Annotated in this window: 19 protein-coding genes and 2 tRNA genes; 6 read left to right on the plus strand and 15 right to left on the minus strand. The window is 68.6% G+C overall.

The annotated features are described in order from the left end of the window. Both EFK10_RS00810 and EFK10_RS00815 read right to left on the minus strand, forming a co-directional pair. Window positions 1–1,888, minus strand: a 1,888-nt coding sequence (locus tag EFK10_RS00810) for a PAS domain-containing protein (protein ID WP_127353868.1), incomplete at its 3' end; no start/stop codon positions are given. Between the two features lie 183 nt (window positions 1,889–2,071). Beyond that, on the minus strand, window positions 2,072–2,527 hold the full coding sequence (locus EFK10_RS00815) for an SSI family serine proteinase inhibitor (protein ID WP_127353869.1): 456 nt from the start codon (window positions 2,525–2,527) through the stop codon (window positions 2,072–2,074). Between the two features lie 175 nt (window positions 2,528–2,702). On the opposite strand from EFK10_RS00815, the gene EFK10_RS00820 reads away from it, so the two are divergent. Then, window positions 2,703–2,793 (plus strand) — tRNA-Ser (locus EFK10_RS00820). Between the two features lie 153 nt (window positions 2,794–2,946). After that, window positions 2,947–3,019: transfer RNA gene (locus EFK10_RS00825), tRNA-Arg, on the plus strand. Between the two features lie 82 nt (window positions 3,020–3,101). On the opposite strand, the gene EFK10_RS00830 is transcribed toward EFK10_RS00825, so the two are convergent. The 13 genes from EFK10_RS00830 to EFK10_RS00890 form a co-directional block, all read right to left on the minus strand. Further along, window positions 3,102–4,325 (minus strand): site-specific integrase, encoded by a 1,224-nt coding sequence (locus EFK10_RS00830; RefSeq protein ID WP_127353870.1) that lies wholly within the window; start codon window positions 4,323–4,325, stop codon window positions 3,102–3,104. Beyond that, on the minus strand, window positions 4,322–4,528 hold the full coding sequence (locus EFK10_RS00835) for an excisionase family DNA-binding protein (RefSeq protein WP_127353885.1): 207 nt from the start codon (window positions 4,526–4,528) through the stop codon (window positions 4,322–4,324). Before EFK10_RS00835 ends, EFK10_RS00830 begins: the two co-directional genes overlap by 4 nt. Next, window positions 4,528–5,925, minus strand: a complete 1,398-nt coding sequence (repSA, locus tag EFK10_RS00840; protein WP_127353871.1) for a replication initiator protein RepSA — start codon at window positions 5,923–5,925, stop codon at window positions 4,528–4,530. Before repSA ends, EFK10_RS00835 begins: the two co-directional genes overlap by 1 nt. Beyond that, window positions 5,922–6,374 (minus strand): ASCH domain-containing protein, encoded by a 453-nt coding sequence (locus tag EFK10_RS00845; RefSeq protein WP_127353872.1) that lies wholly within the window; start codon window positions 6,372–6,374, stop codon window positions 5,922–5,924. Before EFK10_RS00845 ends, repSA begins: the two co-directional genes overlap by 4 nt. Next, a complete protein-coding gene (locus EFK10_RS00850) occupies window positions 6,371–7,777 on the minus strand; it encodes a DNA cytosine methyltransferase (protein WP_127353873.1) in 1,407 nt (468 codons plus the stop codon). Before EFK10_RS00850 ends, EFK10_RS00845 begins: the two co-directional genes overlap by 4 nt. After that, window positions 7,777–7,989, minus strand: coding sequence for a hypothetical protein (locus tag EFK10_RS00855; protein WP_127353874.1), 213 nt, complete (start codon window positions 7,987–7,989; stop codon window positions 7,777–7,779). Before EFK10_RS00855 ends, EFK10_RS00850 begins: the two co-directional genes overlap by 1 nt. A 97-nt stretch (window positions 7,990–8,086) precedes the next feature. After that, a complete protein-coding gene (locus EFK10_RS00860; protein WP_127353875.1) occupies window positions 8,087–8,428 on the minus strand; it encodes a SpdD-like protein in 342 nt (113 codons plus the stop codon). Between the two features lie 17 nt (window positions 8,429–8,445). Next, window positions 8,446–8,640, minus strand: a complete 195-nt coding sequence (locus tag EFK10_RS00865) for a hypothetical protein (RefSeq protein WP_127353876.1) — start codon at window positions 8,638–8,640, stop codon at window positions 8,446–8,448. Window positions 8,641–8,655: 15 nt separating this feature from the next. Next, window positions 8,656–9,315 (minus strand): DUF2637 domain-containing protein, encoded by a 660-nt coding sequence (locus EFK10_RS00870; protein WP_127353877.1) that lies wholly within the window; start codon window positions 9,313–9,315, stop codon window positions 8,656–8,658. A 71-nt stretch (window positions 9,316–9,386) separates the two neighbouring features. Continuing rightward, window positions 9,387–9,638 (minus strand): hypothetical protein, encoded by a 252-nt coding sequence (locus tag EFK10_RS00875; protein WP_127353878.1) that lies wholly within the window; start codon window positions 9,636–9,638, stop codon window positions 9,387–9,389. 4 nt (window positions 9,639–9,642) lie between these two features. Then, a complete protein-coding gene (locus EFK10_RS00880) occupies window positions 9,643–9,837 on the minus strand; it encodes a hypothetical protein (RefSeq protein ID WP_127353879.1) in 195 nt (64 codons plus the stop codon). 87 nt (window positions 9,838–9,924) lie between these two features. Further along, window positions 9,925–11,319 carry an FtsK/SpoIIIE domain-containing protein gene (locus EFK10_RS00885; protein WP_127353880.1) on the minus strand — a complete coding sequence of 465 codons (1,395 nt, stop codon included), beginning with the start codon at window positions 11,317–11,319 and terminating at the stop codon, window positions 9,925–9,927. A gap of 5 nt (window positions 11,320–11,324) precedes the next feature. Next, entirely contained in the window at window positions 11,325–11,681 is a 357-nt protein-coding gene (locus tag EFK10_RS00890) for an SCO3933 family regulatory protein (RefSeq protein ID WP_127353881.1), read from the minus strand. A gap of 189 nt (window positions 11,682–11,870) precedes the next feature. Between EFK10_RS00890 and EFK10_RS00895 the strand changes: the two genes are divergently transcribed. The 4 genes from EFK10_RS00895 to EFK10_RS00910 all read left to right on the plus strand — a co-directional run bounded on the left by EFK10_RS00895 (window position 11,871) and on the right by EFK10_RS00910 (window position 15,007). Next, window positions 11,871–12,230: a GntR family transcriptional regulator gene (locus EFK10_RS00895; protein ID WP_240676892.1), complete on the plus strand. Its 360-nt coding sequence runs from the start codon at window positions 11,871–11,873 to the stop codon at window positions 12,228–12,230. Window positions 12,231–12,381: 151 nt separating this feature from the next. Beyond that, window positions 12,382–13,614, plus strand: coding sequence for a helix-turn-helix domain-containing protein (locus EFK10_RS00900; protein WP_127353882.1), 1,233 nt, complete (start codon window positions 12,382–12,384; stop codon window positions 13,612–13,614). A gap of 510 nt (window positions 13,615–14,124) precedes the next feature. Next, a complete protein-coding gene (locus EFK10_RS48395; RefSeq protein WP_206305254.1) occupies window positions 14,125–14,481 on the plus strand; it encodes a hypothetical protein in 357 nt (118 codons plus the stop codon). A 175-nt stretch (window positions 14,482–14,656) separates the two neighbouring features. Then, entirely contained in the window at window positions 14,657–15,007 is a 351-nt protein-coding gene (locus EFK10_RS00910; RefSeq protein WP_127353884.1) for a hypothetical protein, read from the plus strand. The last annotated feature ends 540 nt before the right edge of the window (window positions 15,008–15,547 follow it).

Below are 15,547 nucleotides of genomic sequence, written 5' to 3' on the forward strand. Positions count from 1 at the left end.
GGCCCCGCCGCCCGGTGGGCGCTTCCGGGGCGTCGGCGGTGGCGGGGGGCAGCGCCGGGAGACCGGACGGCTGGCCGGGGTGGGCCGCCTGGCCCGCCTGACTGTCATCGGCGGCCGGGCGCCTGGCGCGACGGCCCGTCGGCTGCTCCTGGTGCGGCTGCGGCTGCTCGGGCTGGTGTGGCTGCTGGGCCGGCAGCGCCGGGGCCTGGTCCTCCGGCTGCCGCAGGGCACGGCGCCGCCCGCTCGGGGTTTCCGTGGCCGCCGCCGGGAGTGCGATGGCGCCGGCGGAAGTGGGGCCGGCCACCGGCGCGTCCTCCGACGCCTGTCGCTGCCGGGGCGGCCCCGGCTTCGTGCTCGTCCCACGGATCGGCTCGGCCGGCAACGGCATGACCGTCGTCTCCGACTCCCGTACCGGCTCCTTCACGGCGCCCGCAGCCGCGCCCTTGCCCGGGCCGACCGGCACCTCGAGGACGTACGCACTGCCCTGGCCGGGCACTTCATGGGTCTGCAGCACGCCACCGTGCCGCTCCACGATGCCGCGCGCTATCGGCAGATGCACCGGGTCGCCGCCGGCGTGCGGGCCGCGCACCTCGATCCTTACGACGTCGCCTCGCTGCGCCGCCGCCACGACGATCGTGGAGTCACTGCCGCTGGGCAGCACCGGGATGTTCCCGGCCGCGTCGACCCCGGCGACGTCCGCGATCAGGTGCGAGACGGCCTGGGCCAGCCGGTCGGCGTCCACCGTGGCCTCTATGGGCGGGGCGTGGACCGCGTACTGCGCGCGTCCGGGGCCGATCAGCTCGACCGCGCCCTCGACGCCCGCCGCGACCACCTTGTCCAGGGAGGTCGTCACGCGCTCCAGCTTGTCCTCGCCCCGGTCCAGCCGCTGGAAGGCCAGCACATTGTCGATGAGGGTGGTGATGCGGGCGTATCCGGCGGCGAGGTGGTGCAGGATCTGGTTGGCCTCGGGCCACAGGTGCCCGGCCGGGTCGGCGGCCAGGCCGACCAGCTCGCCGCGCAGCTCGTCGATCGGCCCTCGCAGCGACTCGCTGAGCACCGCCTGAAGCTGCGCATGGCGCGCGGCCAGGGCGTTGAAGCCGCTCCGGTCGGTAAAGGTCATGACCGCGCCGACCAGCTGCTCACCCTCCCGTACCGGCGCCGTCGTCAGGTCCACCGGAACCGCCTTGCCGTCCTTGCGCCACAGCACCTGGCCGCGTACGCGGTGCTTCAGGCCACTGCGCAGGGTCTCGGCGAGCGAGGTCTCCTCGTACGGCAACGGGGAGCCGTCGGGGCGCGAGTGCTGGATCAGCGGGTGCAGCTCCTGGCCGCCGAGGTCGGTGGCGCGGAAGCCGAGGATCTGCGCGGCGGCCGGGTTGACCAGCACCACCCTGCCCTCGGTGTCGACGCCGACCACGCCCTCGCTCGCGGCGCGCAGGATCATCTCGGTCTGCCGCTGCTGGCGGGCGAGTTCGGCCTCGGTGTCGAGGGCGCCGGTGAGGTCACGGACCACCAGCATCAGCAGCTCGTCGCCCGTGTAGCTGTAGGTCTCCGCGAAGGCGGTGCGCGCGTCGTCGATGTTCGCGCTCGTAACCTCTACCGGAAATTCACTGCCGTCGGTGCGCCGCGCGACCATCCGCGTCGGCTTCGTCCGGCCGTCGTCGTCATCGGGCCGCCGCATGGAGCCCGGGATGCGCTTGGAGTCGAAGGTCGGAAGGAGATCGAGCAGCCCGCGCCCGACGAGGGCGGTGCCGGGGGACTCGAAGGTCTCCAGGGCTATCGAATTGGCGTTGACGACGGTGCCGTTGGCGTTGACCAGGAGCAGCGCGTCAGGCAGGGCGTCCAGTATTGCGGCGAGGCGAGCAGCGCCTCGGGATGGCCTGCTGCTCACGAGACGCGTCCTCCCTGATGTACCGCATGTGCCGCACACCGCTGGCGGTGGCCCGGTGGACCCCGCGCTGCCGGTGGCCGCCCATCTTGCCGCTGCCTTCGCGGCCTGTCACTAGAGCGAGTGTACGGGCAGTCGTTGAGCCCGCGGTCATGGATGCTCATGTCCCTTACGGGATGCAAGTGTTCACGGCCGCCAACCGGAATTGTGGAGTCCGTCACCCTCCGTGGGCTGGGGCGCGGGCAGCACCGGCGCCATGTCCTCCCACCGGGCGGTCTCACAGCCGTTGGCGCGGTTGTAGCGCGCCCTCACCGGCGCCCCCCGCCAGGTGCCGACCACCGTCGCCTTCTGCGGGCCGCCGTAGATCATCGTGCACATCTGCCCCGGCGGCGGCGGCCCCACCGGCCCGCCCAGCGCGTCCAGCCGGTCACACGCCCCCTGCGCGTCCGGCAGCGTCCCGGCCGTCGGATGGCAGGCCAGTTCATACGTAGCCACGTGATCCTCCCCGTCGTCCACCGTCACGGTCAGCCGGTCCACCGGCAACGGCTCCGGCACGGGCTCCGCCGCCCTCGCGGCGGTCGCGGTCACCAACGGCAGCCCGACGGCCCACAGGGCGGCCAGCGTCATTCGGGTCATTCGCATGCCCCGTCCTTACCTCCCCGCATCCCCGCGCTCCCCTGATCCACCCGATCGTGGGCGCGTCGCCGCGGAACAGCTTTGCTCTGTCCGTGCGTGGCCTAGTAACCTGGTCTGCGATTGGTGACAGCCCACCCGGCTGTGCCATCATCTGCACACACCCGCTCGCGCGGGCGTGTCTGGAGGCTTCGCCTAGTCCGGTCTATGGCGCCGCACTGCTAATGCGGTTTGGGACTTCAATCCCATCGAGGGTTCAAATCCCTCAGCCTCCGCTCCAGTCCGGAAGCCCCGGCCGATCACCGGCCGGGGCTTCCGGCGTTTTCCCAGCTCAGTGCGGGTGCAGGCAATGGATTTCACCTCACGCGGCGGGTCATGTAATGTTGTTCCCGCAACGCAGACCGGCCCGAAAGCGCCGGGAAGCACAAGCACTCGTAGCTCAACGGATAGAGCATCTGACTACGGATCAGAAGGTTGCAGGTTCGAATCCTGCCGAGTGCACAGCAGGCCAAAGCCCCCTCGGGATCATCCCGGAGGGGGCCTTTTCGTGCCGTACAGCAGCGAAGTACAGCAACGGCCTTGATCAGCCGCCACCCATCGCTTCGGACAGCTTGCGTACCGCTTCGCGTACCTCTTCCTCGCTCGCCTCCGCGTAGACCTCCATCGTCATGGCGATCTGCGAGTGCCGAAGGATCCGCTGTGCCACCTTCGGGTGCACGCCGAGCGCCACCAGGAGCGAGCTGCACGTGTGCCGGGTGTTCCGCAGCGGGATCACCCGCAGGCCCGCACGCCGAGTCCGAAGGGCGAACATCCGCGTCAGGTTGCCCGGCTCGATGGGGGTGCCGTACTTCGTGGTGAAGATCAGCCCACGGGTATCCTGCCACTGCTGGCCGGCCGCCTTGCGGTCGCCTTGTTGCTGAGCACGGTGCATCCGTAGCGCCTTCAGGCACAGCGCGGGCAGCGGCAGAACGTCGTCTGATTCCTCAGTCTTCGTCTCGCGGTGGAGGATCTGCCTGCCCGCGCGCTGGATCTGGTGATCCACGTACAGCTCACCTGCGTCGAAGCCCACGGACTCCCACGTCAGTCCCAGCACCTCACCGCGTCGCAGTCCGAGGCAGAGCACGAGGACCCAAGCGGCGAAGAGGCGGTCATCACGGGCCACCCCGTCGGCGAGGAACTTCCCGGCCTCGACCACTGACCAGGGCTTGATCCGACGGCGGCGAGGCTTGGGGACCTTGACCAGCGAGGCGACGTTCTTCCCGATCTCCTCTTCGGCGACCGCGTGAGTCAGCGCAGCGCGCAGGGCATCGCGAGCCGCCTGGATCACTCGGCGCGACGGGTACGCCTCGCAGCACTCACCCACAGCACAGCAGCGCTGCCGACTCGGAGCGCGCTTGGCGTCCTTGCCCTGAGCACAGCACTGGCAAATGCCCGCCAGCTTGGTCAGCCACTCGCGCACGTCCCGCACGGTCAGCTTGTCGAGCCGCTTGGCCCCCAGATGGGGGGCGATGTAGAGCCGCACCGATCCCTCATACGAGACGTACGTGAGGGGCGCGAGGTTGGGCTTGACGATCGAGGCGAGCCAGTACGTCAGGAAGGTGGCGAGCGTGCGGTGACGGGTGGCCACCGGGCCCTGCTTGGCTTCGGCATGCAGTTTGATCCACTTGTCGTGGACCTCTTCGCGGGTCTTGCCATAGACGTACTTCCGGGCGCGCTTGCCGTCCGGCTTGGTCACCCAGACGTAGGCCGCATGGCCGTTCTTGTAGGGGTAAATCGAGCCTTCCCCGTTGCCCCGCTTGCCGCTCATGCGCTCAGCTCCTCAACCTCACGCGCCCGGCGTTCCACGTACTCATCAACCCAGCGCGGCAGGATGCGGCGGCTGCGGCCCTCCTTGACGGACCTGATCTCGCCCGTCAGCACGAGCATCTTGGTCTTGGACAATCCGAAGCCGAGCATTACGGCGACTTCGGCGGTGGTATGCCACTTCCTCTCAATCACGGTGGTCGTGATCATGCGGCGTCCCCTTCCTGGTCTCGGAGGTCATGCAGGGCTTCGCGGGCGGTGTCGCGTGCGGCTTGCAGGTCGCGGTGGATGGTGGCGGCGAGCCAGGATTCGCCGGGGGTATGGCCGTGTCCGGCGTAGGCCCAATGGGCGATGACGAGGGTCGTGGCCTCGGGGTTGTCCTCGGGATCGGGTAGGCCGAGGGCTTCGCGTTGCTGGCGGGCGCGGTAGTCGGCCCGGACCTGCCGTAGCGCGCCCAGGGTGGTCGAGTAGCGGCGACTCTTGGTGGAGAAGTGGCCCCGGAAGCCGAGCATGTGAGCCCAGGCCCACAGCTTCCGGTCGGGGTAGTGCTCGTCGAGGTCCCAGCAGGCTTGGATCAGGCGCCGGGCGTGATCGGGTAAGGCGGGGAGCTTGTCGAGTTCGGCGAGTTCGCCGATCCGGCGGTCTACGGTGCCGGTGGTCTCGGCTGCTTTGGTGGCGTACTTGGCGACATAGGCGGCTACGGCTTGTTCGGTGACCTCCCCGCGGTCGAATGCTCCGATGGGCTGCACGTCGAGCTGTGTGCCCCAGCCCAGCACGCGGGCGGGGAAGGGTCCGGCAGCGGGCACGGGCACGGCGACGCGGGCGGCAGCCGCACCGATGGCGTCGGTCAGGAGGTCGAGGGTCGCCCAGGCCGGCGGCGGGGAGTCGGGGCCCTCGGGCCCGTCGAAGCGGATCACCGCATGGAAGTGGACCGCCCCACGTCGCTGGTATTCGGCGACCTTGCCGAAGGAGATCCGGGCTTGCTCGCGTGCTTCGCGTTGGGTGAGTCCGGCGCGAGCGGCGATCTCGCGGCGGAGGTAGATGGAGAAGCGATCCCAGAGCTTGGAAGCGTGGTTGTTCCACAGCACCGCCCCGACGTAGTCGTACGTCTCCGGATCGAGCGCTGTGCCCAGCGCGGGAGCGTCCTCGGCATGGTGTGCGCCGCAGCGGCAGCGGCCGGAGGCGGGGCGGTTATGGACAGGGCCGAAGCTGGGGGCGGTGAGGGTGGCGAAGACCCGTGGGTGTTCGCGGACGGTGTGTGGGGTGCCTTTGGCCGGGTCGCCGGTGAGGCCTGCACGGATGAGGTGATAGGTGTCGCCTGCGTAGGTCCAGGCGCAGGCGGGGCACCGGGAGGCGCGGCGGTTGCCGCATGCGACCCGGAGCGTGCCGCCGGGTTCGGCGTCGGTGCTGTAGGCGTGCAGGACCTGGCCGTTGGCCTTGTCGATGGTCTTGGTGTAGCCGGTCAGGCGGATCGGGCTGGAGCAGCCGCCGGTGCGGCGAATCTGGTCTTGCCAGCGCTCGAAGTCCGGTTGCCCGGCCACCCGCAGGAAGTCCCGCCAGGTGACCGGGTCCAGGCCCGCCATGGGCGCGAGGGTGTCGGTCACGCGGCCCCCTCAAACTGCGCGAGGGCGTCAGCGAGAACGCGGACGGTCTGCAACTCAGCGGGCGGAGTCCACAGGCCGCGTGCCCCCGGGTAGGGCAGCGGCCGTGCGAGCCGCGTTACGTCCGTGAGCTGCCAGTGAAACTGGCCCGCGGCGGACCACAGGGAGCACCAGCCATCGTCGGGGTGGCAGCCGACGAGGCGAGCGACGGCGAGCACAGCGCCCATGGGCTGGGGGCGGCGCAGGAACGCCCGCGTCTGGGGAAGGTCGGTGGCGCGGGGGTCGAGGGTGCGACTGGCGTGAATGAGCAGCAGCCCCCGGTAGTCGGTAGGCCAGCGGCGGTTTTCGATGCGCTTGGTGCCGTAGGCGATGCAGCTTGCCCAGGGCTGCCAGAAGGTCAGCGCCCGCATGGGTCCGGTGCCGGGGTCGGGGTCGAGGTGGTGGGTGGTCACAGGACCTCCAGCAGGGCGGAGGCGATCCACTGGGCGACGTTGGAGGGCACGGCGTTGCCTGCCTGCATGGTCTGCTCGCCGCCGTTACCCAGGACGGTGTAGTCGTCGGTGAAGCGCTGGCCGCGCAGGTGCTCACGCGGGGAGAGCATCCGGAAGTAGCAGTCCTCCAGGGCGATGTCCTCGGGCAGGGCGTCGGAGCCCAGCACCAGGCCCGCCGACTCGCGGGTGGCGATCGTGTGCAGCGGGTACGCGGTCGTGGTCGGTCCGCCCTTGCGGTAGGGGATGACCAGGCCGTGGTGGTTGCCCCCGGCGGTGATGGCTCCGAGCGGATCGGCGATGGCCCGGGTGGTGCTGCCGCCGCCGCGGTGCTCGGTGATGAACGGTGCGGGGAGCGCGATGCCGTCGCCGATGCGTACGGTGCGGGTGGCCAGCGGTGAGGCGTGCGCGGGGACGGCGCGTCCGTCGCCGGGGTCGGAGTGGTTGACCGCCACCAGGGCGGGCACGCGGTGTTTCTCCAGCCCGAGCCGGATTTTGCGCAGCGTGGAGGCGGCCAGCGGGCCCCTGCCGTGGTGGGGGCGGTCGCCGATGCGGATGCCGGTGTCGGTCCAGTCGATCGCGGACGCGGCCGGGCGGACGTAGGGCTCGACGATGCGGTGGCCGCAGGTGGCGCCGTTGGGGCAGCGGTAGTCGTACTGCTGGCGGTATTTGCCGATGGTGCGGCCGTTGCGCCAGGACTGGACGGCTTGGATGTCTTGTTCGCAGGTGGGGCACCAGGCCGGCGGGCGCACCGCGAGGTCGGGTTGCCGCATGCTCTGGCGGGTGAACACGATGAAGATGCGGTCGCGCCATTGCGGGGCGTGCGGGTTGTTCTCGCCGCCGATGTGGGCGGCGGAGACGGAGACGACCTGGTGGCGGTAGCCGAGGATGGCCATGCCTTGCAGCCACCAGTGGAACAGGGGCCAGGCGGTGGCGAAGCGGGGGACGTTCTCGCAGACGACGGCGTCGAAGTCGTGGACCTCGGTGGCGCGCAGGATGTCGTAGGCGGTGGCGCGGGTGCGTTCCCAGGCGGCGTCGGCGATCGGGCCTTCGTCGAGGAGGGAGAGCTGTCCGGGGGTGGGGGCTGCCTTGGGGCGTTTGATGCCGTCGGCGGGGCTGCCCTCGGTGCAGATGGGGGAGCCGACCAGGACCCGGGCCTTGGGGAGCTTGCGCATGTCGTAGTGGTCCAGGTCCACGCACAGGTGCTCGGCTTCGGGGAAGTTGACGGCGTGGGTGTCCACGGCCTTCTGCCAGTGATTGGCCCCCAGCACGACGTCGAACCCGGCGCGGCGGAATCCGTCGGAGTCCCCGCCGGCCCCACAGAACAGGTGCACCGAGGTCGGGCGGGAGGTGGCGGTAGTGCGCATCACCGGGCCACCTCCTGCCGGGACGAGACCGGGCCCAGACGGCGGGCAACCCGGGCCAAGGGGGCGGTACCGGTGCCGTGGCAGGCCGGGCAGGCGACGCGGATGGTGGTGCGGGTGCCGTCGGGCAGGCGAGTGCCGGTGGTGATGGCGACGACGGGAAAGCCGTCGCAGTCACGGCAGACCCGCGTCGGGGCAGGGCGGTGCTGGGGCATGATGAAGGTCTCCTGATCAATCTGCGGATTGGTTGGGGGCTGAGGCCTTCCGGGGCGGCGGATTCTTCGCGGGATCGAGGCCGCCCCGGAAGGCCGGTCAACGGCGCTTGTGCGAGTCGTTGAGCATCGAGCGCAGGACGATCGCGCAGACCGCGACCGAGGCGGCGGTGACGGCGACCGCGAGCAGCAGCGAGACCAGGACCGTGCCGACGACCAGGACCACCGCAGTGCCGCCGGCCACGACTGTGATCAGACCCGACGGGGTGAGCTGCACCGTGGGCCGGTTCGAGACCGGAGCGGGCACGGGGGCCGGAGCGGCGGGGGTGTGGTGGCAGCGGCAAGCCGGGGCGGAGTGCTGCGGCTCAACAGTGGTCGTGATGCTGGTGGGGATCACCAGGCCGGTCACGGTCGGGTTGGTGGGGATCTTGGGGCGGAGCATGGCGGGTCTCCTCCTCGTTATTTGGTGGTGCCGTTGACGACCTCGACGCCGGTCTTGGTGCCGGAGTCGACGGCGGGGGCGATGAAGGTGTGGGCGGTCTGGAAGCCGAGCAGCAGCAGGACGACGACCAGCCATTTGGGGACGCGGGCGAACTTCAGGCCCACGTAGCCGAGCGCGATGAGGACGACGATCAGGGGAAGGTCGACGGTCACGACGGGTCGGTCCTTTCAGGCGAGGTGGGCGGCGATGGCGTCGGCCAGGGCCGGGGGGACGCCGAGGCGGGCGCGCAGGGTGGCGGTGTCGATGCGGTGGCCGGTGGCGGCGTGGTGGGCGTCGGCGACCTTGCGGGCGTGCTCCACCAGCGCGGTCGGCACAGCCGGTGTGGGGGCCGGGGGCAGCGCCGGGGCTTCCTCCCGGGGCGCAATCGGCTCCGGCTCGGGTTCGGGCTCCGGTTCGAAATCCAGGGCCGTATCCGGGGCCGGTGAAGGTGGCGGCGTTTCGGGGGTGATCTCGGGTGCGTGGCCGGTGGTGGGGGTGTGGGCGAGCAGGGTGCCGCCGAGGAAGGCCAGGGCGGGCCATCCGGCGACCAGCAGGCGCAGCAGGGCCGGGGCGTGGTCGAGGTCGAGGAATCCGGCGGTGGCGACGTTCGCGCCCAGCGACGCGGTGAGGGCGATCACGAACCAGCACCAGGCCAAGGGGCGGGAGCCGACGCGGGTGCGCAGGCGTCGCCAGGCGGCGACCAGCAGCAGATCGACGCTGATGGGGTAGGCCCAGGCCTTCCAGCCGTGTTGGCCGGCGGCTTCGGCGATGTCGTGCAGGTGGGCGAAGGACAGCGCGGCGGCGATCACGGCCTGAACCAGCACGGCATCAATGCGGATCTTGCGCATGTCTTCACCTCCTCTCGGGTGGTGGTCGGGCGCCGGGCGAGGTGTGGTGGCCAGCCGCCCGGCGTCCGGGATCAGCCGCGGTCGCTGTCGGCAGTGGCGGGCGCGGCGGCGGCGTAGTTCTCCAGGGCGGTCAGGTAGTTGGCGGCAGCGGTGGCCAGGGCCTTGGCGAAGGCCAGGTGATCGGCCATCGGCGTACGGTCGAAGGCACTGATCGTCAGCGAGTGGTCACGGCCGTTGAGGGTGAGGATCGGGACGCGTTCGGTGTACCGGTGCAGTCGTACGTAGCTGTCAGCGTCGGCGTAGAAGGACATCGAGGCGGACACGGGATCACTCCTCAAGGGCGTTGCCGGTGCCGAAGCAGGTCAGGCACAGGGCGGACTGGCGGTCGTCGGTCTCGCGCCCCTTGCGGGCACCGACACGAACGGTCTCGGTGGTCTCGCCCTTGCCGTCGCAGTCGGGGCACGCCGGCGCGGCAGCGGGCTTGGTGGCGGGGCGGCGGGCGGTGGTCTTCCTGGCGGCCATCGCGGTCTCTCCTCTCAGGCGTTCGGGCATGGCGGGGGTAGGGACGTGGCGCGGGGCGGTCGCGCCGACCGTGTGAGGCAGGGGGTGTTACTCGGTGACCGGGACGGTGCGGGGCTTGACCAGCGGTACGGCGTTGCTCTGTTCAACGGGGGGCGGTACGGGGCGGAAGGCGTCCAGCGCGGGTAGGTCCGGGACCAGGTGGGCGTGGCGGGCGCAGCGTGCGGAGGCGTCGGCCAGGCTCAGGTACGGGGTGCGGATACGCGACCAACGGCCCGAGGAATCACCGGCGATGGCGGTGCCGGGCTGCTCGGAAGGAATCTGCGTCGAGGCGGTCATGGCCTGTTCGGAGATGTCGCCCAGGCCCATGCGGGCGGTCTCGATGTCGTTGACGCGGTGCACGACGCGGTGGGTGAGCTGGGCGCGAAGTGCGGTGGCGCCTTTGCCGAGTTCGGCGCCGAAGCGCTGGCCGAGGACTTCGAGGTACATGCCGGTGGCGCGGGCGAGCTGGGCGTAGCGGATCAGCAGCGTGACGGTCTCGTTGCGCCGCTTGTCCTCGACCTTGTTCGCGGACAGGAACAGTTCCGCGATCTCGTCCACGACCAGCACCAGCGGGGCGGGGCGGATGTCGTCGGGCAGTCCCCAGATGTTGGCGGTGATGTCCTCACGGGCCACCGTCCCGGGTATGCCCAGGTGGTCACGGATCAGGTCGTAGCGGTGGTCCATCTCCTCCTCGACCAGGACCCGCAGCAGATCCAGCGCGGCATCCGGCTCCGTGGCCAACGCCGACAACCGGGAGGCGAACGGGGCCTGTTCCACACCACGCTTGCAGTCGATCCCCGCCAGGGCCACCGGCTGCCCGGCGAGGCCGGCGAACAGGTTCCGGGCGTACATCGACTTGCCCGAATCGGTGGCGCCCAGGGCCAGGCCGTGCGGGGCGGTGCGGTAGTCGCGGACGAACACCGTGCCGTCCTCGCGCAGCGCGATCGGGACCCGCAGCAGGCCGGCCGCCTTGCTCGCCATGCGCGAGGGAAGCACGACCCGGCGCAGTACGTCGAAGCCGACCAGGTGCAGGTCCACGATGCCGGGGCGGACCTCGGAGACGTAGACCGCGTTGACCTGCCAGGCGTGCCGCAGCGCTTCGGAGGCATCCCGCACCGCGTCGGTGGTGAGCCCTCGGGCCAGACGGACCCGCAGCCGGACCCCGATGGTCGATGGGCGGATGCTGCGGAGCTTGGGGACGTCGTGGGGGAGCTGGGAGCGTTCGGCCCGATCAGCGGCCATGATCTTGAGCAGCGAGGGGCTGACGCTCAGCTCACAGGCGCTCATGGTCTCGTCCCACTTGCTCTGGATCCGCACCAGTGCGGCGGGCAGGCCGACCGCGGACCAGTACAGGCGCGGGGTGCGGTGTCGGGCGTAGGCGGCCCCGCCGGCCACGGCGGCTAACGGGGCACCCAGCTCCAGCAGACTCGTCAGCTCCGACACGGCGATCAGCCCTGGCCGTTCGACATCGCAGCGGGCATCAGGGCAGTGATGGCCACCGCCCGGAAGCTGATCCCGTGCCGGGTGGTGCCGTTGAAGGTGTTCTCCCAGTCACGGGCCTTGAGCCCGATCACCGACACCGGCATGCCCGGGGTCAGCGACTCGTCCACCCCGGTGGAGGGGACGGTCACCTGGTACAGGTTCCCCTCACCCTCATCCGAGATCAGCAGACCGATGGTCACCAGCGGCGCCCCGGTCTCCCGGTCGATCGCGACCTCTCCGGTCTGCTTGCTCACCAGCTTGGGCGTCGGCGGGGTCGCCACGAACACGACGGCGGTTGAAAGGTCGATCTTGAAGGACGGCATGATGAAAGTTCCTTTCGAGGACGAAGGAGGGCGGCGAGCTGCTTGGCGGTAGATGCGCTGCCCTCCGGGGCGAGTCCGGGATGGCGATGCCATCACCAGTAGAGTGCACTATCACACACTAGATCGCAATACCCTTTCGGGATAGTACGTAGTAGTGCGTAGTTGTGGAGTGGCACGTAGCATCGATGCATGAGCGTTGCCACCGACGACCCGAGGCCCAAGGCGATCCAGATCGCCGACACCCTCCGCAAAGAGATCGCGACCACGCAGCCAGGGAAGAAGCTCCAGTCACTTCGGGAGTTGGCGGAACGCTTCGGGACAACGCCCGTCACCGTGACCAGCGGCCTCAAGCTCCTCATGGATGAGGGCTTGATCTTCTCCGTCCCCAACCGGGGGTACTTCGTCAAGGACAACGACGACGCTTCGGGGATGAACGTCCCGGTGAGTTCCAGCGTTCGAGAAGAGATCACGGCGATTCACTCCGAACTTCGGCGACTTGCCGCCCGAGTGGCCACGCTCGAAGAGCGAGCCGAAGCGGGCAGCGCTTAACGTGTGATCCACCATGCGCACGGAGTGACTGACCCACTAGTGACACCAGCGGTGTCATGGACGGACAGCAGTGGTGACAGCTCCCTGTCACCCCCGTGTCAAAGGCTCATGGGATGCCAGACTCGAAGCAGGCACCCCGATGGGAGGGCACATGAGCGAGGAACGACCGGCATGGGCGCGACGCATTGCTGCTGAGCGCGAGGCCCGAATGTGGTCCCAGGCAGAGGCGGTATCCGCGCTTCGCGCTCACTCGCCGAAGTCCCTGCCCGAGGGGGCCAGCATGGTCCGGCAGTGGAAGCGCTGGGAGTCCGGCGAAGTCACGCCGAGCGACTTCTACCAGCCGATCATCGCCAAGACCTTCGGCACGGTGACGCACGCGATCTTTCCCGTCGCCAGTCGCCGCGATGGCAATGCCGAGATCGCCACGGTAACCGGCATGGAAACCCTGGACATCCTCAGCCGCTTGCAGGCGTCCGACGTCGACAACGCCACGCTTGATGCACTGAGGATCACGACTGATCGACTCTGCTCCGAGTACCCCCACCTTCCCGGTGATCAGCTCGCGATAGAGGGTCGACAGTGGCTTAGGCGAATCGCCGGGATGCAGTCGCAGCGGCTCACCCTTGCTCAGCACCGCGAGGTGCTTGCTCTTTCAGGATGGCTCGCCCTCTTGATCGGGTGCGTCGAGTACGACATGGGCGATCGAACCGCCGCAGAGAGCACGCGCAGGGCTGCCCTCTCTCTGGCGCACGAGGCCGACAACAACGAGATCGCCGGATGGGCGCATGAGATGCGGGCATGGTTCGCCCTTACCACCGGCGATTACCGAGGCATCTTGGCTGCGTCTCAAGCAGGAACCGAGGCAGCACCGAGCAAGGGCGTGGCTGTCCAACTGGCTGCACACGAGGCCAAGGGATGGGCACGGCTTGGCGACCGGCGACAGACTGAAGTCGCCCTGGATCGCGGGCGGAAGCTGCTCGAAGGGATGTCGTATCCCGAGAACCTCGATCACCACTTCGTGGTGGACCCGGCGAAGTTCGACTTCTACGCGATGGACTGCTATCGCCTCCTTGGTGAGGACCGCTTCGCGAAGAACCTTGCGGACGAGGTCATCCGAGCTGGCACGGATTTCGACGGGGCTGAACGGGCACCCATGAGGATGGCTGAGGCCAGGGTTACGTTGGGCGTCGTCGCTGCACGCCAAGGCGATCTCGACCAGGCCGTCAGCTACGGCGAGTGGGCGCTCAAGGGCGACCGCCAGTCGCTTCCGTCGCTGCTCATGGTCAGCCGCGAACTTGCCGCCCTCGTGAATCGCGACTTTTCCCGAGAGTCGGCAGGCATGGACTACTTGGAACACCTCAACGTGCTGAGCCGCGCCAGCTAGGAGTGGTCCCTGGCCCCGTTCACCGGGTTGAGTTCGCGGCTGATGCGTTCTCAGCCGGCGAGACGAGCTGATCGCCTGCGTACGCGCCCCCGCGTGCGGTTCGCCCGGTTCGCCGCCGACCCGGTCGACGAACCCGGCAACACGCTGGTCCGGCCTGGCCGTCGATGGCAAGACCGTGTGCGGATCCCGACGACAAGGCAACCCACCTGCTCGCCGCCGCCCTGCTCTGACTCACAGCCTGAGAACGCATTGCCCCTGACACGTCGGCTCTCACGACCCTTCCGGCACCAGACGCTCGAAAAAGCGCATCATGCCCTGCCCGATAACCACCGGAGCCAAAAGAAACAGCACTTTAAGTAAAAGATAAATAACCTTTCCCTAAAGGATCAGCAAAGTAAAATTGAACGCCTTTACGACCTTACATCTATCTCTCTAGCATGATCACGCCAAGAAGTGCCAGAAAAGGCGTCCTTTTTGGAGCGGAACATTCGGTCATTTGGGGAGGAAGATATGAAGCATTTCCGCAGCTATGCCGCAGTAGCAGGTCTCACAGGGGCTGCCGTGCTGGCGATGGCCATCCCGGCCCAAGCAGCAGAAGGGACCTGGTCCGTATATTGCAATATCAAGCAGCAGGTACAGCTGCAAGGGAGCCCGCAGCATGACTACATGCGCTGGTACACGACGGGAAACTCCCAGGGCTGCGAGGCGTGGATCTACGACTCCTCCCACAACACCACCAAGGGCGACCACTACGTAAGCACTACGGGGTCCTACTACAGCTCGTGGTACTACGACGGTCCCGGCTACTATATGGACGTCTGCGTCAACACAGACTCTGGCGTGCTTGAGTGCGGTCCGTACAACTAAGATGAATTAGGGACAAAAGGTAATGGTTTCGCATCGGCTCCGAGGGCGCCGCACCTGGGAAGTGCTCGCGGCCGCATCCTGCAGCGCTGCGGCAGTGTTCAGCCTCGTCTCCTGCGCGGCCTCCAGTGCGCCCCACGGTTCTTCCTCTCGTGCGCAGGCAAGCCCCTCGGAGTCGGTGCTGAACCAGCCTGCGCGGCAGGACGGTGCTGCCAGGTCCACCGAGCAGCTCACCGCCGACAAGAGCGGCAACGGAGGCCGTCTTGTAGTGGTCCCCCGCTGCAACGTGTACCAGGAGGTTAAGAACGGCAGCATTCGCTGGTATACGCCGGGAGGCTCCAACGGCTGCGAGGTGTGGATCTTCAACTACAGCGACAACAGCACCATCGGCTACCGCGACCTGACCACCACCAAGGCCTACTCCAGCGCGTGGTACGCAGACGGCCGCAAGGACGTCTGCGTCAACAACTCAGAAGGCCAGATGGTCTGCGGGGTCGACAGCCGGGATGCGGGCGGGTCCACCGGCTAGTACTGCAACCACCTTTGTGCTGACGAGGTCACAGCTCTTACGGGCTGTGACCTCGTCGTTTGTAGGCCCAAAACCTCCGCCAGGGAGGTGAGGGCTGGAAGTCCAGGAGATGCTGGCCGTCGGCACTGTTGGGCTCTAGGAGCTTGTTGAGATGCTGAGTTCCGAATTTGCCTTGACGGGTGACGACGCTCGCGCCATTTCAGGTGGACTCGTCCGCAAGTTGGCGGAGCGGGGTGCGGCGTCCATATGCTTGCTCACGTGGCCGAAGGATGAGGTTATTGAGGGATCTCTGTCGGAAGAGATGATCGATGATCGTGAGGCCTGGGAAAGCCAACCGACTAACCTATACCTCTCACTCGTTCCGCAGTGATGTTGCCCACCTCATCCGCATGGATCCGAGCCGCGCATGATTCCTAGGGCTACGTACGGACCTCCGTGTGCACCCAACGTCGCTTGATTAGGCGACTGGGGTCATCTGTAGGCGCCGGAGTGATGGTCGCCCAGGTGTCGTGAGGTGAAGGAGTTCCGGGGCGCACGGTG

This window comes from Streptomyces soli (assembly GCF_003999195.1).
GTDB classification, from domain to species: domain Bacteria; phylum Actinomycetota; class Actinomycetes; order Streptomycetales; family Streptomycetaceae; genus Actinacidiphila; species Actinacidiphila soli.

Coding starts and splice junctions, on each gene's coding strand:
- EFK10_RS00815 (WP_127353869.1), bottom strand. CDS start 2,527: ATGCGAATGACCCGAATGACGCTGGCCGCCCTGTGGGCCGTCGGGCTG.
- EFK10_RS00830 (WP_127353870.1), bottom strand. CDS start 4,325: ATGAGCGGCAAGCGGGGCAACGGGGAAGGCTCGATTTACCCCTACAAG.
- EFK10_RS00850 (WP_127353873.1), bottom strand. CDS start 7,777: ATGCGCACTACCGCCACCTCCCGCCCGACCTCGGTGCACCTGTTCTGT.
- EFK10_RS00855 (WP_127353874.1), bottom strand. CDS start 7,989: ATGCCCCAGCACCGCCCTGCCCCGACGCGGGTCTGCCGTGACTGCGAC.
- EFK10_RS00860 (WP_127353875.1), bottom strand. CDS start 8,428: ATGCTCCGCCCCAAGATCCCCACCAACCCGACCGTGACCGGCCTGGTG.
- EFK10_RS00870 (WP_127353877.1), bottom strand. CDS start 9,315: ATGCGCAAGATCCGCATTGATGCCGTGCTGGTTCAGGCCGTGATCGCC.
- EFK10_RS00880 (WP_127353879.1), bottom strand. CDS start 9,837: ATGGCCGCCAGGAAGACCACCGCCCGCCGCCCCGCCACCAAGCCCGCT.
- EFK10_RS00890 (WP_127353881.1), bottom strand. CDS start 11,681: ATGCCGTCCTTCAAGATCGACCTTTCAACCGCCGTCGTGTTCGTGGCG.
- EFK10_RS00895 (WP_240676892.1), top strand. CDS start 11,871: ATGAGCGTTGCCACCGACGACCCGAGGCCCAAGGCGATCCAGATCGCC.
- EFK10_RS00900 (WP_127353882.1), top strand. CDS start 12,382: ATGAGCGAGGAACGACCGGCATGGGCGCGACGCATTGCTGCTGAGCGC.
- EFK10_RS48395 (WP_206305254.1), top strand. CDS start 14,125: ATGAAGCATTTCCGCAGCTATGCCGCAGTAGCAGGTCTCACAGGGGCT.